This window comes from Enterococcus sp. DIV0213h, assembly GCF_051711285.1.
Classification (GTDB): Bacteria; Bacillota; Bacilli; order Lactobacillales; family Enterococcaceae; genus Enterococcus_D; species Enterococcus_D casseliflavus.
Map to the genome: position 1 here is coordinate 3,413,761 of NZ_JBIOMH010000001.1, position 25,310 is coordinate 3,439,070.

At 45.2% G+C, this 25,310-nt stretch carries 27 protein-coding genes; 6 read left to right on the forward strand and 21 right to left on the reverse strand.

Annotated elements, in window-relative coordinates; genetic code table 11:
* Positions 1-45: 45 nt before the first annotated feature.
* The 12 genes from comGG to IGI77_RS15970 form a co-directional block, all read right to left on the reverse strand.
* Positions 46-417 carry a competence type IV pilus minor pilin ComGG gene (gene comGG, locus IGI77_RS15915; protein ID WP_284590693.1) on the reverse strand — a complete coding sequence of 124 codons (372 nt, stop codon included), beginning with the start codon at positions 415-417 and terminating at the stop codon, positions 46-48.
* Positions 380-805, reverse strand: coding sequence for a competence type IV pilus minor pilin ComGF (gene comGF / locus IGI77_RS15920; protein WP_005227741.1), 426 nt, complete (start codon positions 803-805; stop codon positions 380-382). The genes comGG and comGF overlap by 38 nt, the downstream gene beginning before the upstream one ends.
* Positions 795-1,109 carry a hypothetical protein gene (locus tag IGI77_RS15925; protein WP_015510481.1) on the reverse strand — a complete coding sequence of 105 codons (315 nt, stop codon included), beginning with the start codon at positions 1,107-1,109 and terminating at the stop codon, positions 795-797. Before IGI77_RS15925 ends, comGF begins: the two co-directional genes overlap by 11 nt.
* On the reverse strand, positions 1,090-1,563 hold the full coding sequence (gene comGD, locus IGI77_RS15930; RefSeq protein WP_348652154.1) for a competence type IV pilus minor pilin ComGD: 474 nt from the start codon (positions 1,561-1,563) through the stop codon (positions 1,090-1,092). The genes IGI77_RS15925 and comGD overlap by 20 nt, the downstream gene beginning before the upstream one ends.
* Positions 1,538-1,843: a competence type IV pilus major pilin ComGC gene (gene comGC / locus IGI77_RS15935; protein ID WP_159160631.1), complete on the reverse strand. Its 306-nt coding sequence runs from the start codon at positions 1,841-1,843 to the stop codon at positions 1,538-1,540. Before comGC ends, comGD begins: the two co-directional genes overlap by 26 nt.
* A complete protein-coding gene (comGB, locus tag IGI77_RS15940; RefSeq protein WP_438770336.1) occupies positions 1,840-2,868 on the reverse strand; it encodes a competence type IV pilus assembly protein ComGB in 1,029 nt (342 codons plus the stop codon). Before comGB ends, comGC begins: the two co-directional genes overlap by 4 nt.
* Entirely contained in the window at positions 2,822-3,784 is a 963-nt protein-coding gene (comGA, locus tag IGI77_RS15945) for a competence type IV pilus ATPase ComGA (protein ID WP_438770337.1), read from the reverse strand. Before comGA ends, comGB begins: the two co-directional genes overlap by 47 nt.
* 88 nt (positions 3,785-3,872) lie before the next feature.
* A complete protein-coding gene (gene trmB / locus IGI77_RS15950; protein WP_015510485.1) occupies positions 3,873-4,529 on the reverse strand; it encodes a tRNA (guanosine(46)-N7)-methyltransferase TrmB in 657 nt (218 codons plus the stop codon).
* A gap of 57 nt (positions 4,530-4,586) precedes the next feature.
* Entirely contained in the window at positions 4,587-5,366 is a 780-nt protein-coding gene (locus IGI77_RS15955; protein WP_005227730.1) for a phosphotransferase family protein, read from the reverse strand.
* A gap of 104 nt (positions 5,367-5,470) precedes the next feature.
* The gene (locus IGI77_RS15960; RefSeq protein ID WP_015510486.1) at positions 5,471-6,682 is read right to left on the reverse strand and encodes an ABC transporter permease; all 1,212 of its coding nucleotides are present in this window, start codon (positions 6,680-6,682) and stop codon (positions 5,471-5,473) included.
* Positions 6,679-7,413 carry an ABC transporter ATP-binding protein gene (locus tag IGI77_RS15965; protein ID WP_142964470.1) on the reverse strand — a complete coding sequence of 245 codons (735 nt, stop codon included), beginning with the start codon at positions 7,411-7,413 and terminating at the stop codon, positions 6,679-6,681. The genes IGI77_RS15960 and IGI77_RS15965 overlap by 4 nt, the downstream gene beginning before the upstream one ends.
* Before the next feature lie 78 nt (positions 7,414-7,491).
* Positions 7,492-7,971, reverse strand: a complete 480-nt coding sequence (locus tag IGI77_RS15970; protein WP_213336190.1) for a hypothetical protein — start codon at positions 7,969-7,971, stop codon at positions 7,492-7,494.
* Between the two features lie 211 nt (positions 7,972-8,182).
* Between IGI77_RS15970 and IGI77_RS15975 the strand changes: the two genes are divergently transcribed.
* The 3 genes from IGI77_RS15975 (at position 8,183) to IGI77_RS15985 (ending at position 10,133) form a co-directional block, all read left to right on the forward strand.
* Positions 8,183-8,608 carry an HIT family protein gene (locus tag IGI77_RS15975; RefSeq protein WP_005227719.1) on the forward strand — a complete coding sequence of 142 codons (426 nt, stop codon included), beginning with the start codon at positions 8,183-8,185 and terminating at the stop codon, positions 8,606-8,608.
* Complete coding sequence (locus IGI77_RS15980; protein WP_438770338.1) at positions 8,609-8,983, forward strand: YtxH domain-containing protein; 375 nt, start codon at positions 8,609-8,611, stop codon at positions 8,981-8,983. It abuts the gene before it with no gap.
* 115 nt (positions 8,984-9,098) lie between these two features.
* Positions 9,099-10,133 carry a peptidylprolyl isomerase gene (locus IGI77_RS15985; RefSeq protein WP_005227715.1) on the forward strand — a complete coding sequence of 345 codons (1,035 nt, stop codon included), beginning with the start codon at positions 9,099-9,101 and terminating at the stop codon, positions 10,131-10,133.
* Positions 10,134-10,303: 170 nt separating this feature from the next.
* Here IGI77_RS15985 and IGI77_RS15990 read toward each other — a convergent pair whose 3' ends face one another.
* From IGI77_RS15990 to IGI77_RS16010, 5 genes are all read right to left on the reverse strand, one after another.
* Positions 10,304-11,248, reverse strand: coding sequence for a 3'-5' exoribonuclease YhaM family protein (locus tag IGI77_RS15990; RefSeq protein WP_026008117.1), 945 nt, complete (start codon positions 11,246-11,248; stop codon positions 10,304-10,306).
* 16 nt (positions 11,249-11,264) lie between these two features.
* Positions 11,265-13,940, reverse strand: coding sequence for an AAA family ATPase (locus IGI77_RS15995; RefSeq protein ID WP_336681737.1), 2,676 nt, complete (start codon positions 13,938-13,940; stop codon positions 11,265-11,267).
* Positions 13,937-15,127: a metallophosphoesterase family protein gene (locus IGI77_RS16000; protein ID WP_016609954.1), complete on the reverse strand. Its 1,191-nt coding sequence runs from the start codon at positions 15,125-15,127 to the stop codon at positions 13,937-13,939. The genes IGI77_RS15995 and IGI77_RS16000 overlap by 4 nt, the downstream gene beginning before the upstream one ends.
* A 193-nt stretch (positions 15,128-15,320) precedes the next feature.
* Complete coding sequence (locus IGI77_RS16005) at positions 15,321-15,662, reverse strand: YlbF family regulator (RefSeq protein ID WP_005227708.1); 342 nt, start codon at positions 15,660-15,662, stop codon at positions 15,321-15,323.
* A 70-nt stretch (positions 15,663-15,732) separates the two neighbouring features.
* The gene (locus IGI77_RS16010; RefSeq protein WP_005227705.1) at positions 15,733-17,895 is read right to left on the reverse strand and encodes a PBP1A family penicillin-binding protein; all 2,163 of its coding nucleotides are present in this window, start codon (positions 17,893-17,895) and stop codon (positions 15,733-15,735) included.
* Positions 17,896-18,086: 191 nt separating this feature from the next.
* On the opposite strand from IGI77_RS16010, the gene IGI77_RS16015 reads away from it, so the two are divergent.
* Positions 18,087-18,941 (forward strand): RluA family pseudouridine synthase, encoded by an 855-nt coding sequence (locus tag IGI77_RS16015; protein ID WP_123834803.1) that lies wholly within the window; start codon positions 18,087-18,089, stop codon positions 18,939-18,941.
* Positions 18,942-19,035: 94 nt separating this feature from the next.
* Here IGI77_RS16015 and IGI77_RS16020 read toward each other — a convergent pair whose 3' ends face one another.
* The 3 genes from IGI77_RS16020 to IGI77_RS16030 all read right to left on the reverse strand — a co-directional run bounded on the left by IGI77_RS16020 (position 19,036) and on the right by IGI77_RS16030 (position 22,690).
* Entirely contained in the window at positions 19,036-20,058 is a 1,023-nt protein-coding gene (locus IGI77_RS16020; protein WP_438770339.1) for a peptidoglycan DD-metalloendopeptidase family protein, read from the reverse strand.
* Positions 20,059-20,254: 196 nt separating this feature from the next.
* Entirely contained in the window at positions 20,255-20,974 is a 720-nt protein-coding gene (locus tag IGI77_RS16025; RefSeq protein ID WP_118215432.1) for a pseudouridine synthase, read from the reverse strand.
* Positions 20,975-21,043: 69 nt separating this feature from the next.
* A complete protein-coding gene (locus IGI77_RS16030) occupies positions 21,044-22,690 on the reverse strand; it encodes a putative polysaccharide biosynthesis protein (RefSeq protein WP_438770340.1) in 1,647 nt (548 codons plus the stop codon).
* 199 nt (positions 22,691-22,889) lie between these two features.
* On the opposite strand from IGI77_RS16030, the gene murE reads away from it, so the two are divergent.
* On the forward strand, positions 22,890-24,410 hold the full coding sequence (gene murE, locus IGI77_RS16035; protein WP_438770341.1) for a UDP-N-acetylmuramyl-tripeptide synthetase: 1,521 nt from the start codon (positions 22,890-22,892) through the stop codon (positions 24,408-24,410).
* A 71-nt stretch (positions 24,411-24,481) separates the two neighbouring features.
* Here murE and IGI77_RS16040 read toward each other — a convergent pair whose 3' ends face one another.
* Positions 24,482-24,781, reverse strand: coding sequence for a DUF5960 family protein (locus tag IGI77_RS16040; RefSeq protein WP_005227682.1), 300 nt, complete (start codon positions 24,779-24,781; stop codon positions 24,482-24,484).
* A 220-nt stretch (positions 24,782-25,001) separates the two neighbouring features.
* On the opposite strand from IGI77_RS16040, the gene IGI77_RS16045 reads away from it, so the two are divergent.
* Positions 25,002-25,232: a hypothetical protein gene (locus IGI77_RS16045; RefSeq protein ID WP_005227680.1), complete on the forward strand. Its 231-nt coding sequence runs from the start codon at positions 25,002-25,004 to the stop codon at positions 25,230-25,232.
* Positions 25,233-25,310 lie beyond the last annotated feature (78 nt).

A 25,310-nucleotide genomic window follows, 5' to 3' on the forward strand; every position in this document is an offset into this window, starting at 1 on the left:
TTCTGTATGAAAAAGGATGGTCGAAACAACCATCCTTTTCCTGTACTATTCTTCTTGGTCATCTGTGTCTATTTCAGGCTCTTCTTCGGGTAACAAAAAGGTAAATGTAAAGCGGTGGCTTTTGACATGGCACTCGATCTGTAAGAGTTGTCCTTGCCGTTCATAGGTTAACTTTCCTACATTATAAAGTCGTGACCCTTGATCTGCCAATTCGTTTTGCAAGAATTCCGCATGAAACAGTTCGCTCATGATGCGGGCTTCATAGGTTTCAATGGTTTTTGTATAAAAAAGGGCTGTTGTGCGGCTGTTTTCTAACACTAGCAATAACATCAAGCTCAACAGCTGCACAAACAACAATGCTGTGAGTAAAATACCGCCTTTATGCCGCCTCTTGTGTGTGAATTTTCCATTGTCCAATTTTCTGCTCTCCATTCTCAAAGGAAACGGTAAAGCGGATCGCTGCGCCAATTTTCTCAAAAGACACATCCGTTACTTCTGTCAATAGTGGTTGATACCCATTGTTGTCCCGCTTTCGCAGCACGCGATTGATGCGATCGATGGTGACCGAATTGTTTTGACTGCTTCTCAAATACAGTGTGGTCTCACTGACCGATAGATAGGTACAGGTACTTAATTCCCGTTCCAGCTGAAACAAAAACACATGCCATTCTTGATCTTTGCGAGCCATGATCTGCTGATTGACGGGTGCGAGGTGCTTGACGATCCCGCTGATCAGCAATAAGCAGATCGCCAATACCCATAAAGACAACAGACACTCCAACAAAGTAAAGCCTTTACTCTTCATACACGATCTCCCAGAGCTGCTCGCAGCTTTGGATGCGTGCCTGTTGATGCTGCGCTGCTTGCCAAAAGCGAACTTGATAGACTGCCTGACGCTGCGTCGTGTAGGTAATGGTTGACGCATCAAAGGAGTGGTTCTGGACTTCTTCATACAGCACCCGCAGCATTTGGGCTTTTTCTTGCAATGCCGCACTTTGCGTCAGTGAAGCGGTCTGCATTGCTAAAAACAGTAACACACAAGTTGCCAACACCCCAAAGCCAATCAGGCTTTCTGCTAAGATGAACCCACTATTCAACGATTTTTTCATAACGGCCACTCCCAAATAAAAACTTATAGCTGATGGTTTGCTTTTTCTCCTGCCAATAGAAAATGATCCTTCGCAGACTGCTGTTGTTGCCGGATTGACTACTAAAAAGAATATCGGGAAACGCCTGCATCGCTAGTTGAGGAGGAACGTCGATCTTGGTGACTGGCTCAGTTGCAGCGCCGTAAAATGAAACAGTTGGTGTTGGCTCTGCTTGATAGATTGCTCGGGTTTGTGTGTTATCGATGATGGCTGATTGCTGCAAGGTATAGAGTCCTTTTTCTAAGCGAGCACAAAAGCCGAAAACTTCCGCAGAGCGTTGATAGTACTCGATAGCCACGACGGGGAAAAAGAGAAAGAGACTACTGACCAAGAGTACCAAGAGACTTTCCATCAAGGTAAACCCAGAAAATCCCTTAGTGCCATTGTTCTCACTTTCTCTGCTCATAAATCGCATATTGTTCCTCAGATACATACCCTTCTGCAATCAATTCTTCTTTCGAAGGCACCCGATCTTCATTTAGACGAAAGAGTTCGATCTGGGTTTCCACTACTTTTTCAATCGCCGCATTTCCTTTCTCATCAATGATTCCTCTTTGCTTGGCAAGATTTGGGACAAACAACAAAACCAAAATACTGATCACTAATAAAACGACTAGCATTTCAACCAATGTAAAGCCTTTTTTGACACGCCAAATCCCCTGCTTGCGAGGAGATGCTACTTTCTTTTCTATCATTCGATCACTCCTTGGATATTTCCATAGATTGGTAAAAACATAGCGGCATAGATCCCAACGATCATTAAAGCAACCAACAAAAAAATCAGAGGCTGAACCCAGTGAATGGCTTTTTCGATTCGTTGAAACAAGCGTTCCATCAATAATTGACTGTATAAAAAAAGCTCTTCTCCTAACTTTCCTCGTACTTCTCCTTGAAAGACGATCAAAGAAAATTCGGGTGTGAGAAACGAGAAATGACGAAGTTTTTCTGGGAGTTCGCCCCCAAGTGTCAAGGTCACTCGCAGTTCTCGTGCTAATTCTTGGATCAAGGTAGCTTTATTGGTGTGCTCCATACACTCGATGATCTGTTGGATATCTAACCCTTGCTGAAACAACTTGCCCCATTCCAATGCGAAAAAACTCGTGTGATAACTCGTGTACAATGCTCCGAACAATGGCAGGTGGCTGAAAAACACAGCTTTTTGCAAGGCAGTGCGGCGGGCAAACACCCAGCGGCTGATCACAAAAAGCAGCACACTTAACAACAAGAAGAGGATAAGTACTGCTGGTGCCCAAGTGATGGCGCGAATGCCCCAATGACCTTCATCGATCATGCCAGAGGCTAGCAATTGGGGCAATAAAAAGCGGTGCATCCCAAAAAGCGCAGCTATTAAAAAGACCAGTAACAAAAGCGGATAGGCAGCTACTTTGTACAGCAGCTGTTTTTGCTTGTTGACCAATTTATGGTAGTCGACCATCCGCCGCAAGGTCGCCGTGAGATCCCCATGATTTTCTGCTAAATGAAGCTGACTTTTTTCAGTAGCCGATAACGACAACGGCGCTACCGCTGCTGCAAAGCTTTGCCCTTGGGCGAGATGGACAATTAGCTGTTCGATCACAGGTTCAGAAAACTGGCGGCTGCGCAGCAGCACTTGGAGGCTTTCTTGTAGGGAAAAGCCACTCTCCAATAACACCGTGAAGGTGACTAAGAGGGCTTCAGTTGCACGGCGTGGTAGCTGGAGCTTCTTTTTCATAAACTTCATCGCTGATCCACCCACTTTCTTTCACTTGTTTTAATACCTGCTGCCACTGTTTTTCCACTTGCCCCTCATAAAAGTGATATGCCAGCAATCCATGAGGTTCATTCGCTTCATTTGGCAACAATCGCTGATAAATGATCCCTTGCAGCGCATGTGCCAGACGATCGTCTGTCCCGCGCAATTCCAGCAGCCGCGTCTTGGTTTCTGCTACACCTCGGGCATGGATCGTGGCAAATACTCGGTGACCTGTCAGAGCGGCTCGTACAGCGGCTTGCGCCGTTTCTTTGTTACGAATCTCGCCGATCAAAAGCAGGTCTGGACGATGCCGCAAGGACAAGCGAATCAATTCATCATAGTCTTGTTCGATCTTCAAATTGGTTTGCAGCTGTAAAAAGCGCGGCTCCTCGATCTCCACAGGATCTTCGATGGTAATGATTTGCCCCTTGGTTGCCCGAGCTAATTGATACATGAGGGTCGATTTCCCTGAGCCAGTGGGGCCAGAAAACAAATACAGCCCTCTTTGTTTGGTTGCCTGTTGGATCTGCTGGACGTCTTCTGCAAAAAAATAGCGCAGGTGCTCCTGAGTCAAAGGATAAAGAAACCGCATCACGAGACTTTCACGCCCTTGGTAATCACCGACTGTGGAGATGCGCAGCCGCTGCAGCTGATCGCCTAACGGATAACTGACTGCTCCTAACTGAGCTTTGCGTCGTTCTCCCACCTCCATTCCTCCTAAAAATTTGAAGCGAGTGATCAGCTGCTGGGCTTCTTCGTTGGTCAGTACTTGATAGGTCTTTCTGAGATAGCTTTTACTGAAAATCACCTCCATCTGTGTACCGCTCGGCAAAATGGCCAGATCCTGCATGCGTTCTTGTCTGCCATAGTGAATCAACTCATCTGAGAATGCTTGAATATCCACGACTTATCCCTCCTAAAAAGAAATACGCAAGCCTTTTGAGAATAGAAAAAAAAGACGAAGCAAATTTGCTTCGTCTTTCGTCTCTTCTTTATTCCTGCGGGTCTTTTGCCACAAATTGGGCTTCCACTCGATAGATTCGCTGCCCGCGGCTTGAGAATTTTTCTTCATATTCCGTCATGATATTGTTCTCAAAGGTACTGTTATGCAGGTCCAACCAAACTTGTTTGATGATCATGCCATATTGAGAAAAGCTCGCTAAGGAATACTCAAACAATCCTTGGTTGTCCGTTTTGAAATGGATTTCGCCATTAGGTCGTAAAATTTGCTCGTCCACCGCTAAAAAGGCTTTAGAAGTCAAACGGCGCTTCTCATGCTTCTTCTTAGGCCATGGATCAGAAAAATTCAAATAGATCTGGTCTACTTCATTGTCTTCAAAATAGTTGGTCAAAGCCGAACCATCCACATGCAGCAGCTGCAAGTTTGGGATCTCCTGCTCGATCATTTTATCCAGTGCGATCGAAACGACACTGATCTGCATCTCTACCCCAATATAATTGATTTCGGGATGAGCTTTCGCCATTTCCGTAATAAATTGACCTTTTCCCATGCCGATCTCGATGTGTAGCGGATGATCATTGCCAAAGCGTTCATGCCAACGCCCTTTCCATTCGGTAGGCTCTGCAACGACGTATTGTGGATGAGCTTCAATCAGCTCTTTTGCACCTGCACGTTTTCTTACTCTCATGTTTCTTCCTTTCCGAAAAAACAAGATGGAACCAAATTGCCTCGCTCCATCTTCTCTTCATTCACTATAAATTCGTTTTAATTGTAAAATCTCTGCATTCATGGCTTTGTAATCGCCCCGCAGATAATATTTTTTGACCTCTTGCAGCATACTCAACAATGCATACCAATAAATTTTTTCGATCACTTCGCTGCTGCTATGGATACCGTAGCGCACCAGCCAATGGGACCAGCTGGATAGCGGCACATAGTGACCTAAAATAGTCCCGATATCGATTGCTGGATCTGCAAACATCACGGAATCCCAATCGACTAAATACAAATAGTTTTGACAAACCAGCCAATTTCGATAGTTGACATCGCCATGGACGACCGCGGCTTTTTGCTCGTCAAAAGCTGGAATATTGGCTTTTAAATACTCGGTGACCAAATGAATAAAACGGTTTTGAGCCACCGCAGAAGGCAGCTGATCTTGATAATCCATCAGCATTTGTTCAGGCGATCTGACTTGTCCGCCGATTTTGCTTAGCATCTGTGCCAGCGTTTTTGAATGATGCAAGTGATACAACACATCAATGACGTCATTTCTTTGGCCGATCTCATCGGGATCTAAGACCCGTCCATCCAGCCATTCTTGTGCGGAGAGCGTATCCCCATTTCCCGTCCGTTTCGTCCAGACGAGTTTGGGTGCAATGCCCTCTTTAGAGAGTGCCGCAAGCATCGGGGTCGTATTTCGTTTGATAAAGACTTTGTCGTTGTCCTTGAGCCCGATATAGGCTTTCCCGGTGTCGCCTTTGATCGGCCGCATACGCCAATCTTGATCCAAGCGAATATCCATCCTAGCTTCTCTCCTTATTTCGCAGTACCTCTTATTCTAGCTTCCTAAAGGGTCGCCGTCAAGCGCATATGCGTTCGCTTTTTGTAAGAGAGGTTTCCTGAGGATCAGGCGTGCATTTTCTTTAACCGCCCTGGCAAGTAGATGCCTAAAAAAAGACCCGCAAAGAGGAAGAAGCCCACAAAAGCGATGCCCCCTTGCCAAACAACGGGCAAGCGCAAGCAACAGATCACGCCGAAAAAAACAGTCGTCACAAGCAAAAGTGACCCGATAATTTTTTTGATTGCCGCGGCTTTTTGTTTTTCTGGCACGGGATACAAATGGGTCAAAACCATGTATTGAAATTCATTGATCAAAGGGATCAGTTGGAAACCGATCAGATAAAGAAACAAGCAGCCGATCAGCAGACTGATCCAAAGCTCATCGACAAAGAATAAGACGAAGCCACCAATCAAGGATAAACGGACATAAAGACCGCCGTATTGCCCACCACGAATCACTCGGCGCAAGTAAAGATAAAGATACGTATTGCTTTGGGCTGGTTTGATCTTTGCCAGCAACCAGTCGAGGTATTTGCGTCGTTTGGCTTCCGTCGTGATTTGGGGAACATCTGTAAACAAGTTGATAAATCGATAGATCCGTAATAAGCGCGATTGCTCGGCTTGGATCATATAGTCCCAATCCAAGAGCTGACGATTAGATTTCACGCCAAAGAGGAACCAGATTGCTTGGAGGATGCTGATCACCAACCCTAGCCAAGGTGCTACATAAATACTGGCAAGTGTGGCAGCTAACGCACTGGCGAACCAGATTCCTCGCTGCTGTTTGACTTGCTGCTGTGTTTCTTGATACAACCGAATCCGCTGCAGTGAAAGATCCCCCAGTTTTAACAGCCACATCATTCCTAAAAAGAAGGGAAAGGAAGCAAATGTACTGTTTGCGGTGACCACGACTAAAGGCATCGTTGCTCCTACGGCTAAAAATAAGACCCCAAAGGGCAGCCAGAGGGAATAACGCAGGGCTTGACTGAGGTAACTTCTCATTTGCCCTTCTTTGGCTAACAGAAAAATCAAATCTGCCGGTTTCGTCAGTGTCGCTAAGCGTCCCAGCGGTAAAACGAAGAGCCAAACAGCGACCACGATGATGCCGCCTAATGGAAACGGCCGCGGCAATGTTTTTAGCAATTCTGAATAATACAGCCCCAGACCTCCCACTAAGAAGGTGCTGATCAAAGCAAAATGATCATTGAAGACATAGCGCAAATAGCGTGTCATCTGTTTTTGATGCCGCTGTAAGCGTTGCGAGAAAAACTGCTTCATGCTTGACTCTCCTTTGTCAGTGCGAGGTACAGATCATCAAGGGAGGCTTCTGGTGCTTGAAATTGGCTTCTTAGCTGCGCCAATGTCCCTTGTGCGCGGATCTCACCGTTATGCAGTAGGATGAATTTGTCACAATACTTCTCTGCGGTTGCTAAAATATGGGTGGACATCAAAATTGATGCCCCTGTTTGTTTCATCTCATTCATCAGCTCCAATAACGCATTGATCGCTAAAGGATCTAATCCTAGAAAAGGTTCATCAATGATGTAGACGCTTGGCTCAATCAAAAAGGCACACAGCACCATGACTTTTTGCTTCATTCCTTTTGAGAAGTTTGCTGGGAACCAATCGAGTTTGTTTTCTAAGCGAAAGGTTTTTAACAAACGCTCCGCTCGCTTCATGGCCTCTTCTTGCGGAAGGTCATAGGCCATCGCTGTCACTTCAATGTGCTCTCTTAAGGTCAATTCTTCATATAAAGATGGGGTTTCGGGAATATACCCGATTTGTTTGCGGTATTGCTCTGGGTTTTCCTTTAAGGTCAAGCCATCGATCGTGATCGTCCCGCTGTGAGGTTGCAGTAACCCGATGATTTCTTTGATCGTCGTACTCTTCCCTGCCCCATTCAAGCCAATCAGACCAACGAGCTCACCATCGCCGATCGTAAAATCAATATTTTTTAAGACTGGCAGCTGGTTATAACCGCCTGTCACATTTGTTACTTGTAAAGTCATTCTTTTCCTCCGATTCGCCTAATTACGGCTTTCTGTCAACGTAGGCTCTTTTTTTCAATCCGCTAGCAAAACCGTTGCTTATTTTTCTTTATTCGTGACTTGTAAGATAAATTCGTTTTCTCCCACTGTAATGGTTTCTTGCGGCAATTCTTGGCTGCCAAAGCGTTCTTGCCACAGTTGTGCATCACTCGCTGGAAAAATGACCATTTGGATCGCACCGGCGGCAAGACGGGTGGTAAAGGCTTGAACAGCAGCAGGTTCAGCATAGGAAACCAGACTGATCCTCAACGCTTCTTTTTGATACCCTTGGTCGATCGCCCAGGTCTCAACGGCTGTCTCTAATTCACTTTGCACCGTAGGGTCCATCGCTGTTTCAGTGACGATGGCGGCATTGACTACTTCTTCTTTTGGACGCGTTAGCGAATAGGTGATCGAACCTGCGAACACCACAAAAAGCGTGATCGCAATCAACCATTCTTTATAGGCATAAGCCAAGTAGCGGAGCTTCGCTGAAGTCGTTGTTTTTTTCTGTAAGGTTTCTTTGATGATCGGTTTCATAGGTTCCTTCTTTCCAATTGATTTCTGATATTAAGTCTAGGGTTGTTGGAATCTAAATGCAAGCGTTTCTCGCTCGCTTTTCGCATTTCTTTAAAAAAGCGCCTTTGTTGAAGGAACAGTTGCCTTGTTCCGACTTTTTCAAAGAGGAAACCAGACGAAAAAAAGCAAAATATGGTAAAGTAGAGGTAATAGATCAAGGAGGTTTTTTACAATGGAAAATTGTATTTTTTGTAAAATCAACAATCGTGAGATCCCTAGCTACAAAGTCTACGAGGATGAGCAAGTTTATGCCTTTTTAGATATTTCCCAAGTCACCCCTGGTCATACATTGGTGATTCCCAAAACCCATGTGACGGATATTTTTGAGTACGATGAAACGTTGGCAGCAGCGGTTTTTGCCCGCATCCCTAAGATTGCTCGGGCGATCGAAAAAGCATTCCCTGAGATCGAAGGCTTAAATATCATCAACAACAATAAAGAATTGGCGTACCAATCGGTCTTCCATTCCCATGTCCATTTGATTCCTCGTTACAGCAAAGACGATGATTTCAAGATCCATTTTGGCAATCACGCAGACAATTACACGGGGGAAGAACTAGCGGCAATCGCCGAAAAAATTGGAAAGCAGGTGGACTAAATGATCGGCAATTTTCTTAAAGGACTATTATTCGGGTCCATCGCCGGCGGCTTAGGCGGTTTGCTTTTTGCACCGAAAAGCGGCAATGAAACCCGTGAAGAATTGATTCGCTATTTAGATGACACGACAGAAGCGACCTTAGAATTCAATGACAGCGTCAAACAGCTAAAAGATGCCGTAATGGTGACCCGCAAAACGATCGACGAAACGATCCCTGTTGTTACGGAGTCTTTCACGAAAGATTTGGAAGCCTTCAAATTCCAAACACAACCGCGCCTTGCTCGGATCAAGACCCAAATAGAGCAATTGAATCAACACATTACGACGATTCAAGCCCAAAGCGCAGCGGATGACAAACAAATCGAAAATTTGTAGTTTTTATGAATTTTGTTTGAAACATCCACTGTTTTCTTCCCAACCATTTCTAGAAGTGGTATAGTAGGTGCAGTGATTATTATGAATCTTTTTAGAATTAGGAGTGCTTAAACGAATGAAGAAAAAATTACTTTTAGTAGCAGTCAGTGCAATGAGTCTTTTTGCATTAGCGGCTTGTGGAAACTCAAGTGAGGAAATCGCAACAATGAAGGGCGGTAAAATCACTGTTCAAGATTTTTATGACAAGGCAAAAACAAGTTCAGAAAACCAACAAGCGTTGCGTCAAATGATCGTCTTAAAAGTCTTTAATGAAAAATACGGCGATGACGTGACTGAAGAAATGATCGACGAACAATTCAACAACGTGGCTGAACAATACGGCGGTAGTGATTCCTTTGAATCAACCTTGACTGCTTCTGGTTATACGGTGAAATCTTACCGTGCAGAATTGAAAGAACAGCTTGCGTTACGTGAAGGCTTAAAAGCCAACATGGATATTACTGATGAAGAAATGAAAACTGCTTGGGATTCTTTCCACCCAGAAGTAGAAGCACAAATCATCAAAGTAGCAAGTGAAGATGATGCCAAAGATGTCTTAGAAGAAGCGAAAAAAGATGATGCTGACTTTGGCGAAATCGCTAAAGAAAAATCAACGGATGCAGCAACAAAAGAAGATGGCGGAACGATCAAATTCGATTCTACGTCAACTGCTGTGCCAAACGAAGTGAAAACAGCCGCTTTTGATTTAAAAGATGGTGAAATCTCTGAAGTGATCTCTGCAACCAACACGTCGACTTATACGACGGAATACTATATCGTGAAAATGGTGAAAAACCAAGACAAAGGCAACGATATGGATAAATACAAAGATGAATTGACTGAAATTGCTCAAAACACGTTGTTGAATGATTCAACCTTTATGGCAGCAACGATCGGTCAAGAATTGCAAGCAGCCAATGTGAAAATGAAAGACTCTGACTTAGCAGACTTGCTTTCTGATTACATCACAGCTGCCGAAACAGAAGATTCAACTGCTGACTCTTCTGCAACGGATGCAACAGACAGCTCAGCAGCAGATTCTTCTGCTACTGAGGCAACCGATGATTCTACTGCAACAAGTGAAAGTGCTACAGATTCTTCTGCTGAATAAACGAAAAAAGAAGTGCCGTCATAGCGGTGCTTCTTTTTTTGTGCCGATTAGATTTCTATCTACGATTCAACTGCTTTTTCCAGCAGCTAAAAAAGCCACGCTAAGCAAGCCTAGCGTGGTTTTTGTTCTTTCTATCATTCACTTTGATCGATCAAGCTGCAACATCACTGCTACACTTCTTTCGGTACATAAAAACTCCGATTGTCCATGCCAAAAATTCGGTCTGTGTATTGACCAGGTTCTGTCAGGCGGATCGAGGTCAGCATCATTTGCATGGAAGCATCCAAATTATCGATCTGATGGAGGATCTCCGCTTCCATTATGCGGGGCCGAACAGGTGACCCATATTCTAATAAACCATGGTGGGCTAAGACCATATGCCGCAAAACAACGATGTCTTCTTGTTTGTCATCAAATTTCAAAGCAATACAGGCTTGCGTGATTTCTTCATCCACTAAGACCAAATGCCCTACTAGATTCCCCGCTAAGGTATATTCTGTCGTCATGGGACCTGTCAACTCGATCACTTTTCCTAAATCATGTAAAATAATGCCCGCATACAGCAGTGACGCATTTAATTCAGGGTATTCTTTGACGATCGCTTTTCCTAAGCGCAACATAGTTGTCGTATGATACGCCAATCCACTGGCGAAGGCATGGTGATTGCGCTTCGCAGCTGGAAAATCAAAGAATTCCTTTTTATACTTGTTCAACAAGAAACGGACGATGCGATTCCAGTGAGGATTTGTGATCTCAAACAAGGTTTGACTGATTTCTTCTTCCATCTCTTCTTTTCGCAAGGGCGCTTTTTCCATGTATTGGCTTGGTTCGTGGGGTTCTTCCGGCTTCGCTAAACGCAAATGCATGATTTTGACTTGCGGATTGCCTTGGTAAACTTCTCGTTTCCCATCTAGTAGTACCACTTTCCCGGGTTCAAAACGGGCGATTTCTTCATCTGATGCATCCCAAAACTTTCCATCGATCGTGCCAGATGTATCCTGAAACGTGAAGGCAATAAACTTTTTGCCGTTTTTCGCGATCCGTACATCGGCATTTTTGATCAGTAAGAAAAGTTGAAACGTTTCATCAACAGTTAATTCACGAATTTTTTTCATGGGCTTATTTGGCCGATCAGCCAAATCTTTCACTTCCTTTACTCAGATCCTGGATAGGCTGCTGGTACTTCTGATAATAGCTTACCATTTCTTGGTCAGAAGACAAACAAATTACTTGATAACTTTGTCCAAACTCTTTTAATAGTGCTGCGAAGCGTTCCTTACGAACACTGTCATAATGCAACCAACCATCATCAATAATGATCGGGCACAACGGGTGATTTTTTTGCAGCGCTAGATAACCGAAACGTAACGCCATGATCAACTGATCCTTCGTTCCTGTGGACAAGTCAATGATCGAAAAGGTCTCGCTGGCATTTGCCGCTACTAACAGACCATTTTCCAGAAGAATCTTTTGATAACGTCCGTTTGAAAGCTGTTCAAAATAAGTCGAAGCGGCTGACAATAGCTGCGGCAATTGCTGTTCTGACAATTCAGTCGTGACATCCGTCAAAATTGAAGCCGCCAACTGACGACTGCCCCATGCCACAGCGAGTTCTTCAATGACCGCCTTCAGCTCACTTTCTTCTTGATAAAGCTGATTCAAGGTGCCGTTTTTTTGACTGGCTGCTGCTTCTAATTCTAAGCGCTGTTTGTGCTCCGTCAACTGCTGCATTTGTGCCTGAAGCTGTGTTTGCTGCTGCTTGATCTGGTCTTTTTGCTGCAGCAATTCTGCTTGTGTGACTGGTTTGGGATAGATCGGTGTTAACATCCCCGCCAATTCTTCTGCTCGCTGCTGCGTGCGCTGCGCTGCTTCCCATTGCTTCAACCAGAGGCTGATTTCTGCAGGGTGATCTAACCCTTGCTGCTGCAAGAGCGCACTGGCTTGGGCAAACAGCTGGTCGCGTTCGTTGCGGGTACGGGTCAATTGTTGGGCCAATAACGTGCTAGGTTGTTGCAACCGCGAAAGCTTGATCGTTTGCATCTCTTCATGAAACTTCTGCAACATCGCCGCTTTTTCTAACAAGGTTTTGTTTTGCAGCGGCAGCCACTCCGCATACGGACGGAATTGCTCCTCAAAGGGTGCCAATTCTTCCGTGACAGCTTGCCGTTCTTGATAGGCTTGCTTGCGCTGCTGCGAGTAGGCTTGATAGCTAGCAACATCTTCATCATAGGCGAATAGATACGACTGCCAGTTTTCCACCGGCAAATCACCAAAAAAGGGTGTCAACGCTTGGTGGGCACGACTGATCTGCTGTTGCTTTTGCTGCTGTTCATTTTCCAGCTGTGCCAACTCTTCGCCCAGTAGATCCAACTGCATGAGGACCGTCTGCCATTCTTGCTTGATGCCTTGCTGCTTGTTTGGTGCTGCTTTCATCAGCGGCAAAATACTGCCGATGATCGCTGCGATCCCCGCACCTAATGCAAGCCAGCGCCAGGGACTCGGCAAAAAGATACCGATCACTGCGACTAGCCCACCGACGATCCCTAGCGGCCATAGTGGGCGAGAAACGGGCTTGCGGCCAATCAATTGAGGATGCTGCTGTTCTAAGCGGGCCGCGGTGGCTTGCAAAGGTTGCGCTTTTTCTTCTAAATGCCTCATGCGCTTTTCGAGCTCTTCTAACTGCACACGTTCTTGCAGTAAACGTGTGGTTTGTTCATGGATCGAAGCCGTTACTAGCGGCGGCGATTCTCTGCTCCACTGGCGCTTTTCAATCAAGCGATTCAACTCTGTGATGGCGACAGTTTCTTGTTGATTGGCTGCTGCTTCACGATCTGCCAAACGCGCCATCGTCACTTGCTGCTGCAGCAAGTGATTGATCTGATGCTCGTGATCAAGGTAAAAGAAATACTTGTCTGATTCTTTTCCTTGCTCCAACTGATCTAATTCGGCTTCTTTTTTGCGAATTTCTTCCGTCAGCTGCTGATACTGCTGATAAAACTGTTTGATGGCTTGGACTTGCTGAGGATCGGCTAGCGTATCTGCTGGTGCCATTTGCTGCCACTCTTCATAAAGGCCCCAGTGACTCAGCTGTTGCTGATTTTCCTGATAAGCGTCATTCAATGCTTGATACTGGTGCCGCAAGTCTTGGATCTGTTCTTGCAGCTGGGCGATCTGTTGATACTGCTGTTGGATGCGGCTTTCTTCGCTTTCTTTTTCCGCAATCGTTTTTTGCAGTTTTTCTAATTGTTTTAACGCTTGGTTCAAAGGCAGCTTTTGCCCTCGTGGCTTGTATTGCTGCTGATTGATGGTTTCATATTGCGCCACTTGCTGCAGCATTTTTTGACTGCCGCTGATCCCTAGAGAAATCAACGCTTGGTGCAGCTCATTTTCTTCTAGCTTATCGATCTGGGTCAATTGCTCTTGCTGAAAAGTAAAGACATCGAAGAACAATGCTCGATTGAGGGGCTGCAGGTGTTGTGCCAGCCATTGCTCATCGACCGTCTGGCCAGCGACATGGACTTTGGCACGACCACGGTCCACTTGCCGATAGCGTTCCACGATCACTTCGCCGAAGGGTTCCAGCGCCAACCATAACTTGCCACCGTAAGCAGCACCGTTTTTGGGGGTATAGTCTTTTTTCTTGGCTGTCTTTTTCGGAAAGCCAAACAAGATGGCGGCAATAAATTGATACAACGTCGATTTTCCGATCTCGTTGTGCCCGAAGAGCAGCTGATTTTGCGGATGAAAGGCAAAGCTTTGTTCATGGTATTTCCCAAAACCGGTAATCTCTGCTTTTAAAATTCTCATGACTGCTCCTCCCATTGAAAGTCGTCTTTCAACAATTGCTTGGCTTGCTGCAAGACTTCTTCTTGAAATGATTCATGGGTGATCCCCCGCTGGATCAGCGGATGCTGCAATAGATCCGACAGTCGGTCCGCAAACATCTCTGGTGACTCATACATCGCTAAAAACTGCAGCATATAATCTTCTGATACCGCCAATGCGATCTTGTCTTCATTGGCTTGCTCGACTTCAAGGGCATAGATCACTTGCAGCGGCTCTGTTTGTGCCAACCGTTCATTGAGGTAGGTCAGCCATTCATTTTTTTCCGCAGCTGGAAACCAATCTGGCGGCAGCTGCTGCACATCGGTCAACACCAGATGCAGCAAGCGCGAACCAGGACTTTTTAAGCGCTCAATGATCGCTGGCAATACGGCATTCGAGGCAGTCACATCCGCTAAGGAGACCACTTGCTTTTGCCAAGCGATCTCTGCGATCTCCAAGCGCTCGATCGTTGGTCCCTGCGGCGTTAAGTCTGCCAAAATCACCCCAGTCGCCTGTTCTTTCTTGGTCTTTCCTTGAGGTGTACCGGGATAGAGGATTGGCGGCTGCTCTGAGAGCGTCTTAGGTACATGGATGTGCCCCAAGCCCCAATAATCATAGCCTTTTTGCTTCATTTCACTGATTGAAAAGGGGGCATACCGTTCACCAGCTTGGTCCCCGTGGTAAAGCCCGATATGGTAATCCACCGCTGCTCTTGCAGGAAATTCTGTTACTTTATTTTCAGTGATCCAAGGATGTTGGTAGCTAAATCCACTGATTGCATAGGTTTCACCGTTTTTCGTTGTTCCTTGAACCGTTTGAACTTCTTCTGATGAAAAGAGAATGACGTTTTCTGGAAAAGCAAACCAATACCGTTGCGGATCATAATAATCATGGTTGCCGAAAATCATATAGACAGGGATCTGTGCTTCCCCTAGTCGTTGCAGTTGGGCAAAAAAGTCATGCTGCACTTTTAGACTCGGCCGTGCTTGATGGAATGTATCCCCAGCCAGCAAAACAAAATCGACCGCTTTTTCTAAGGCAACATCCACCAAATTACGGATGATTTTTTGATTGATGGCAGGGAGTTGGGTCTTCACTTTTTCAGATAACAAATGAACCCCTTCAAATGACCGGTCGATATGCAGGTCTGCACTATGTAAAAATCGCATTTCTTTCTCCCTCCTTAATGCTTCTATCATAACATTTCTCAGGCATTTCGTCAGCAAAATACGAAAATTTGTTCGCCTTTTTCATAAAAAAAACCAAAGAAGCGATTTTGAAACTTCTTTGGAAAAGGCTCTTGCAGTTGCAGCCGATTGCTCTGAAGATTCACTTGCTTCTTTGGTCTTTGTTGGTTGGCGATTACGCTTCGTATAGATCTCTTACAGGACCCATGATGATGCGGTTCAAGTCATTAGCTACTAAGCTGAAGGCTTGCTCTTTTTGCATCAAGTCAGAAACAATGCCGTCTTGTTGAATTTTTTGCGATAATTCTTGGGCTTTTTGCGCTTCTTCTTCTGTCATTTCTTCGCCAGCCATCATTTTTTGTTGCAGGCTTTGTTGCAACTCTTGAAACTCTTTGAATAACGCATACGCTTCTTCATTTGCTTTCAAGCGGTCGAAGGAACCTTTCAAATCTTGAAACTGTTCTGACTCGCGTAATTCACGTTCTAATTGGTTTGCTGTATCATAAATATTTGCCATTTTGACGCCTCCTCTTTTTTTCTAGTATACCATTCTTCTCAGGTTCTAGACTAGCAGTTGCCTAATTCCTTTAATTTCCGCTGATGGAATTCCACAAGCCGCCAAACAGTTCTTTCGTTCCTTCTTTGATCTTGCTGCCGAATTCCTTCATGCCTTCTTTGGCGCTTTCGGCAAAGTCATCGATGGTTTTCTGCCAATCATTGCCATTTTGTGACGTACTGCTCTCAGGATCTGGTACTTCATCGGCCGCCATCAGTTTTCCGCCTGTCCAATAAGCGTCTGCAACTTGGAATTGGGTGCCTTGACTATAAGGCAGTAAGCTTTCGGCCTCTGCTTTGAATATTTTCCCAACGACTTGCCCACTGGTTCCTGTTAAGTAATGATCTTCACTCACATGCTCAAATCCTAACCAAGTTGAAAGAACCATATCAGGAGTATAGCCGACGATCCATTGGTCATTGACCTTAGAAGCATCAAAGTTGGTCTCTGTCGTACCCGTCTTACCGGCGATCGTAAAGCCGTACGGACTGGCACTAACACCCGTCCCGTTAGAGAAGGTGCCCAGCATCATGCTCGTCATTTTATCAGCGGTCTCTTTAGAAATCACCCGTTTGCCTTGCACAGACGTATTGTCAACGATCACGGCACCAGTTGAATCAACGATTTTGGTGATCAAATGCGGTTTGTAGTAATACCCGCCATTTGCGAAAACGCCATACGCTGCTGCCATCGTCATGGGTGATTCCCCTTTTTCCAAACCACCTAATGCTAAGCCATAATATTTGTCGGATTCGGTCAAGGAAAGTCCAAACTCTTGTGCTTTGCTGTACCCACGATCTAAGCCGATCTCATGCAACAGCCAAACTGCTGGCAGATTCAGGCTTTGGGCGAGGGCTTGATACATGACTGCTTCGCCAGCATAGGTCCCATCAAAGTTTTGAGCATCATAAAAATCGAGGGGCTCGTCTTTCAGGATACTATCGGGTTCAAACCCAGCTTCTAGGGCAGGGGCGAAGACGCTGATCGGTTTGATCGTGGAGCCTGGTGAACGTTTCATTTGCGTGGCAAAATTAAAGCCTCTAAAGACGTGCTCGCCACGACGACCCACCACCGCTTGCACCCCACCGGTATTCGGATCAAGTGCGACAGAGCCTGATTGCACCATCGTGCCATCAGCGGCATTTTCAGGGAACAAGGCATCGTTTTTATAGGCAGCTTCCATTTGCGCTTGGTAGTTTTGATCCAGTGCTGTATAGATCTTGTAGCCGCGATTCATGACATCATCGGCGTCCAACCCATAGGATTCAGCTTCATCGATGACCGCATCGAAATAATAAGGATACTTATAGCCAGATTCTGAATTGCCAAATCCATCATACAGTAAATTGGCTAAGGCAACTTGTGATTCTTGGTCAGCAACGGACTGGTCCAACTTGCCGTTATCCACCATCAAACTCAAGACGGTATCGCGACGGTTCGTGGCGTTTTCTAGATTGTCGATCGGGTTATAGATCGAAGGACCTTTGAGCATCCCCACCAACGTCGCAGCTTCTCCCACGCTTAGTTCAGAAGCATTGACACCGAAATATTTTAGCGAGGCATCTTGAATGCCCCAAACCCCGTTACCGAAATAGGAACTGTTCAAATACATTTCCAAAATCTCATCTTTGGAATATTTCTTCTCGATCTCGATCGCTAAGAAAAGCTCCTTGGCTTTTCGACTAAAGGTTTGATCCAAGGACAGATAGGCATTTTTGGCAAGCTGCTGGGTGATGGTACTTCCCCCACCGCCTTCGGCACTGCGGTTGACCAGCATGCGCAGGGCTGCTCGAGCGATCCCCTTGATATCAAACCCGTGGTGATTATAGAAGTTGCGGTCTTCGGTTGAGATCAAGGCGTTGACCACATCACTGGAAATGGCATCAAGAGAAACGTACGTGCCTTTTTGCGAGTACAACTGCCCTGCTTCATCGCCATTGGCATCAAAAATCACCGTCGATTCTTTCAGACCTGACTCTAATTCACTGACTTTCGTATTTTTGGCGATATAAAACAAATACCCGCTCATGATTAAGATAGCAACTAAACTAAGTAAAATAAAAATTTTATTTACGTGGTATTTTTTCCAAACCCGCTTGCGCCATTGATGAAATTGCTGCAAATACGGTTTTAACCAGCGCCAAAAGGTCAGCCAACCGGTCTTTATTTTGTGAAGGATGTGTTTCCAATCCATTACTTCACGCTCCTTTGGTTAAGTGTAGCATAAATGACTTTCTTTGTTATACGGCTCTAGACGTAATTTCATTCGAAAAGAATGCTTTATTATTCTAGCATTGAATGCTCTGTTTTTTATTGTTTTTTTTATAAGAAAAGCTTAAAGATGCTATAATAGTCGATAGCGAACAGCAAAGAAAGGACGTTTTTATGGAATACACCATGACTTTACCCAAAAATCACCCGCCCATGCCGCTTCGCGATTTGTTGGAACGGGAGTGGCTTGTCCCACGAAAAGTGCGCCATTTTCTGCGCACACGGAAAAATGTTACCGTCAATCAGCAGCCCGCGATGTTTCATCAAGAAGTTCGTGGCGGCGATCAAATCACTTTGATCATTGAAGACAGTGATTACAGCTATCAGCCGATCCAGTTAGGCCAAGCAGACAAAGTCGACGTACTTTTTGAAGATGAGCACTTATTGGTGCTGAACAAGCCTGCGGGGGTCAAGACGCACCCCAATCAGCCATTAGAAGCAGATACCCTATTGAATGATGCCGCTGCTTACCTTGCGCCGAAACAGCAGCAGCCTTATGTGGTCCATCGTCTAGACAAAGAAACCAGCGGTGTCGTTTTATTCGCAAAAAATCCTTTGGTGTTGCCGATCTTGGGCCGAATGTTGGAAAACAAACAGATTTTCCGCCGCTATCAAGCCACAGTTTGGGGCAGACTCACGCAAGATCAAACGATCGCCAAAAAAATTGGTCGTGACCGTCACGATCGTCGCAAGCGGATCATTGACCCCCGCAACGGTCAGTCAGCCGTCACCCATGTAACCATCGCCCACACCCAACAAAAGACGACCGATGTGTATTGTGTGTTAGATACGGGGAGGACCCACCAAATTCGCGTCCACCTTGCCAGTATCGGTCATCCAGTCGTCGGTGACCCGCTTTACCAAAACAAACCAGCGCCGCGTTTGCTGCTACATGGCTATGAATTGCATCTGGAGCATCCCTTTACCAAAGAACAGTTAGTGATCATCGCTCAACCGGGCTTGTGGTAAACAAAAAAAGCATGACGACTTGAGGAACCTCTCTTGTCAGTCATGCTTTTTGGTTTCAGATGTTTTTTTCAATGTTTCTACTCGGTGCTTTGGCTTATAGCGGTAAGTAAGCTGCTGGATCAACGAAATCCGACCACAACGTCTTACTCAATCCAAAGTGCAAATGGACGCCAGTCGAGTTTCCAGTCGTCCCCATCGTACCGACTTGCTCGCCAACTGCAACGGTTGCCCCCTTCGAGACACTGACAGCTGTTAAGTGAAAATAATACGAGTAAAAGCCGTTATCATGAGCCAAAATCACGTAATTCCCCGTGCTTGGACCATAACCAGCATCTTCTACCTGACCATCACGAGCGGCGACGATTTTCTCCCCCGCTTGACCTGTAAAGTCGATCCCGTCATGCTGCGTCCCAGAAAAACCAGTTGGGTCAGCTCGAGTACCAAAACCGCTGGAGATCGACACGGCGCCCGTGATTGGCAGTGAAAATTCACTGGCTGCTGCTTTCTCTGCTGCTTCTTTGGCTTTTTGTTTTGCTTCTTCAGCGGCTTTTGCTTCTTTGTCCACTTTTTCTTGCAAGTCTTGTACTTGCGCTTGCGTTTGCTGCAGCTGCTCTTGTTGGCTCTGCAATTCTTCTTTTGCTGTTGCTAGTTGTTCTTTACTATGTACTAATTGGGCTTGCGTCAAGGTTTGGTACGAAGTGATTCGTTGCTGTTGGGCTTCTTTTTCCGCCAATTGTTGGTTCACTTCCCTTAAAGCCGCTTGTTGTTCACTAAACTTGCGTAGTTGTTGGATCGTGGCTTGTGGTCCGTCGACTACCAGGCTGCTTGGCGCTTGGCTTTCTTGATGCTGGGCTTTTTGGTCATTCAGAGCAGCGATCTGCCTTTGAACTTCCTGGCTTTCTTGTGCTAATTGGGTTAATTCTTCCTGATAATCCGCTAATTGACTTTCCAGCGCTGTGACTTTCTGTTGGCTAGTGGTGACTTCCTCTTCATACGTGGCAAGTTCTGCAGTCAAAACCGTCAGTTCCTCAGTGCTCTTCGTTTCAGCAGCATAACTGACAGCTGGCTGGAAAAGCGGCAACGTAAGGGCGAGCAATAAAAAAATCTTTTTCTTCAATGAGGCAACTCCTTCTTTTTTTTAGTAGCTTGGCTACTTTAACATGCTTATTCATGAAAAAAAAGAGGGTTTTTCCAACAGTTTAAAGTCTATTGTTGCAAATTTTCATGTAAATTACCTATAAAATGGGCTTTTTTTACAAATATTGCAGCCGAATAACAACTTTTATAAGAATTTCTTTAGCTCGCCAATCGCCTTATCCTCGCTCTTGCAACTTCGCCAATTCCTCAGACGTTAATTCCCGATACTCGCCTAATGCCAAATCATCTGGCAAGGACAGCCCGCCCATGCGAATCCGTTTCAAATAAACGACTTCTTTTCCTACTGCATGGACCATCCGTTTGACTTGATGAAACTTGCCTTCATGGAGGATAAGTTTGATCTCGCTGCGCATTTCGTCTTCATCGACGTTGAGGATCTGCAGCTCAGCCGGCAAAGTCCACTCGCCGTCTAATTTGATGCCTTTGGCAAAGATTTTTTGATCCTCCGCTGTCATGATTCCCTCGACTTGAGCATAATATTCTTTTTCCACATGCTTCTTAGGCGACAATAATTGATGCGCCAATCCGCCATCGTTCGTAATCAGCAAAAAGCCTTCGGTGTCTTTATCCAACCGTCCTACTGGAAACAGATCTTCGCGAAATGCTTCTTCAGAAAACAAATCTAAGACCGTCTCTTCATAGGAATCGACGGTTGCCGAAATCACGCCGGCGGGTTTATTCAGCAAATAATAAAACTGGCTTTGATAGGCGATGGGTTCCCCCTCAAAACAAACGGTATCTTGTGTTTCTTGTACTTGTGCTTTGTCACTTTTGATGACTTGTCCATTGACGGTCACGAGCCCTTTTTTGATCAACTGTTTCACTTCTTTGCGGGAGCCATAGCCCATATCCGCTAAAAACTTGTCTAAACGCATTGGTTTCTTCCTTTCATATAAAACAGCCGCCAAGGTCTCACAAAGGAGGCTCAGCGGCTGCTTCTGGTTTTATTTGATGTGTAATTTCTGGCGTAAACGTACCATTGATGAGCCGAGTAGTTTTTCAGCTAAACGCAATTTCAGCGCAATGTAGATGTATACACTGCCGCCGACTCCTGCTACTAGCAAGCTCAAGATAAAGGCTTGGGCTTTTCTTTCAGAGCTCAAGACAAGCCCAAAGAGTTGGCGAGCGATCAACGCTGCGATCACCATAATGATCGTCATCGCGCCAATCAATAATGTCCGTCGCAACGTTAAGTTTACATTGAAATGGCCTTTGCGAATCATTTTGCGAATATTTAACCAGCAGACGATCCCTAAGGCAATCGTGGTAGAAACCAATGGACCGTAGACTTGGAACAAACGAATCGCTGGATACTGCAAGATCACTTTCACCAGTAATCCTACAAAGAAGAAAACAACCGCTTCTTTGTTGTGGTACATCCCTTGCAGCATACTCGAACTAAGCATAAACAAGCCCAAGACCAGACCAGACAGACAGGCAGCGACTAAGACGCTCGCCCCTAACGCATCTGGACGATAAAACAAGGTGTATAGAGGATAAGACAGTACGATCATCCCAAAAGTCGCTGGAAACATTACAAAGGAATACAATTGCAAGTTGTTGCTGATCAATTTGGCTAAGTTCTTTTTGTCTTTTTTGGCGACTGCTTCACTGATCAAAGGCAGTCCCGTTGAAGCCATGGAAGTAGCTAATCCGATAACCACCATCGTCAGCTTATCAGGGTTGCTGCCGAAAATCGCCATTAGTTCTAAGAGCTGATCATTTGAAAATTCGGTAAAACTGCTCATCATTCGAACAAAGGTGTACTGATCCACCAATTTTAAAATCGTGATCCCTGAGCCTACGATAATAAAAGGGATCGCTTCTTTGATGGTCGCTAAAACCAATTCTTTGGTTTGCAGCACCGTTTCTTCTTTGCTCATATCGACTAAAACATCCATCCGCACCCGCTGCTTTTGGAAGTAATAGCCTAATACCAAAATGCTGGCTAAGACACCGATAAAGGCGGCAAAGGTCGATTGCGTCACGGCTGCCGTGTATTCGCCTTCGATGACCCGCATAATGATGAAGGTCGCCAAAAGCATATAACAGACACGAGCGATTTGTTCAACGACTTGCGAGATCGCAAAAGGTTTCATGTCTTGGTTTCCTTGGAAATACCCTCGCATGACACTCATACAAGGAAAAACCAATAAAGCAATACTCAATGAGCGCATCGCAGGAATCAATTCTGCGCCTCCGCCTGAAGCCGTTGCCAACCATGGGGCTGCCAAATACATGATTCCAGCGGTCACCACGCCAAAACCTGCCATCAATTGAAACGCTCTTAAAAAGAGCTTCTGGCTCGTGCGGTATTCTTGGCGAGAATTGTAAAAAGAAATCTGTTTGGCAATTGCTGAAGGGATCCCCGCAGTGGAGATCATTAAAAATAAGGCGTAAACATTATAGCCCATTCCAAACAACGCATTTGCTTTATCCGCATTTGCGCCCATCCAATAATACCAGGGTAAAATGTAAATGGCGCCAAGCAAACGTGAGCCGATATTTCCCATCGTCATCCAAGCAGATCCTTGAGCCATTTTTTCTTGTGTAGTTAATTCTTTTGACACTGAACGCATGTGTTTATCCATCGCCATTATCTCCAACTTTCTACAAACATATCCCTTCCATTTTAATTCGAAAAAGGGTTGGTCGCAATCTATTTTTGCAACATCTTAAAGTTTCTTCAAAATAAGGAGAAAAAAAAGAAAACTTTTCCCTCCCAAACGGCGGTTTTTAGGAGTTATGCTATAATAAGAGAAATCTTTAGAGGAATGAAGGAGAACAACGATGCAAAAGGAACTCATTACCGTGCCACAGATCCGCAAGCTCTTATTGCAGGAAAACCTATTGAAAGAAATCATCACCCCCACTGATTGGGTTTATACCGTGCCGCAAGAAATGACTGATCTTGCCTTTACCTCATTAAGCTACGACTCGCGAACAGCCGATGCGGCGACGCTTTTTTTCTGTAAAGGAGCTTCTTTTAAAGAAAGCTACCTGGCTGCCGCCATTGACCAAGGGATTCAGTGCTACATTTCAGAAACGCCCTATGACAACTTTGCAACTTATGGAATCATCGTCACCGACATTCGAGAAACGATGGCAGTGATCGCTCAAGCGTTTTATGGCCATCCTCAAGAACAGCTGGTGACCATCGGCATCACTGGAACAAAAGGCAAAACCAGCTGCGCCTATTTTGCTCGGGCGATTTTAGCAGAATCGACGGGTCAAAAAGTAGCATTCTTTTCATCTGAGGAAAACTCAGTCGACGGAAGAACCTTTAATGAAGCAGTGTTGACGACCCCCGAAACACTGGATCTTTATAAGATGATGTCCGAGGCTGTCGCAAACGGCATGACCCATCTTGTGATGGAGGTTTCTTCCCAAGCCTATAAAACCAAACGGGTCGTCGGTATTACCTTTGATATTGGCGCGTTCTTAAATATTTCGCCTGATCACATTGGACCAGTGGAACATCCAACTTATGACGATTACCTTTACTGCAAACGGGAACTGATCCGCAACAGCAAACAGATGATTTTAAATCGCCAAAGCGATCACTACCACTTGCTGCGAGAAACTTGTGAAGTCCATCAAGTTCCTTATATTACCTACGGACGTTCAGACGCCGATTATGTCGTCCAAGAAGGGACAGATCTAAAAGGCTTTGCGCTGTCAGCTGCTTCTGATGTCTTGCAAGTCTCTGGTGAATATCAACTGGGGATCTTAGGTTCTTTCAACCATGAGAACGCTGCAGCTGCGATTTTAGCTGCCTGCTTAGCGGGTGCCTCTCGTGAAGACGCTCAGAAAGTCCTGCCGACAGTGATCATCCCTGGACGAATGATCGTTTTAGAAAAAGAAAATGGTGCAGTCATGATCGTTGACTATGCTCACAATTACCTTAGCTTCCAATCATTAAGTGAACTTGCCCGCCAATTGCGTCCAGAAGGCCGCCTGCTTTTTGTCACTGGCAGTGCTGGCGGCAAAGCCCAATCTCGCCGAGCAGATATGGGACGAGCGCTAGGAGAATATGCGGACAAAGTCTACCTGACCAGCGATGATCCTGATTTTGAAGAAGCAGCTGCGATCGCAAAAGAAATCGCAGCTGCGATCACCAATCCTGAAGTTGCCATCATTCATGAGATGGATCGGGCTCAAGCCGTCAAATCAGCGATTGCTGAAGCAGACAGTAAGGATATCGTGATTATTGCGGGCAAAGGCGCCGAACAATACTTGAAAGTCGCTGGAAAAAAAGTCCCTTACATCGGTGACTTGACCTTAGCGCAGCAGCAAGCCAAACACCAATAGCAACAAGTTGCCTCAACAAAAAAACTTTCAGATGATTTAACAGATCATCTGAAAGTTTTTTTTCTGCGTGACTAAGGTTGTTCGTCTTCGTAAGTCTCATAGACATAGGGTGCGCCATCATAACGGAATTCTGTTGAAATGGCGGCGTCAAGGTCTTCGGTAAACATTCGTTTGCTGAAAGGAAACAAAAAGACTTGCCCTTCTTTGGCATCTTCGGCTGCTAAACGGTAAAACAGCTCTTCTTCTGTTAATTGTTGATTCAACTGTTCCAAGACATCGGCAGTGACTGCCTCTTCCTCATAGCCAGGTTTGGCAATCCGTGCATAATCTTCAAAAAAAGCCGACTGGCCTTCAAATGATTGATACTCCATGTAAGTCCCCTCTTTCTTTTCTCTTACTTTATTATACGAGAGTCCGTGAGGATCAGCGAATAATATGATCGGTCTACAGGGGAATTTTTACTCTTCTGGTGCTTAAATATGTCAGAAACATTTCAAGTGTATTACGAATCAATTATTTGACAAAATCAGATTGAACACGCATCCAAATTTTGTATAATGATACATAGAGACTATAAAAGGGGCAAATGTAATGAACAACGCAAAGAAAAAAATTTTCGTCGGTACTGGTGCTGCAATTGGTTTTGTCGCAATCGTTGCTATGATGGCTCAGTTCATGATTTCCAATCATCTATTTGGCGGAAGTGATGCTTCATCAGAAATTTTCACTCGCGCTACGTATCCAAACGGCTTTCTACTAGTGATCTTGATTCCATTGGTCGCAACAGCCGCTTTGTTCTATGGGATCATTCGCAAAAAATAACAAAAAAGTGTTGCTGAGAACTACTCAGTAACACTTTTTTTCTTTGTCGTCACCAAAAAGCTGCCTAACAGACCCTCG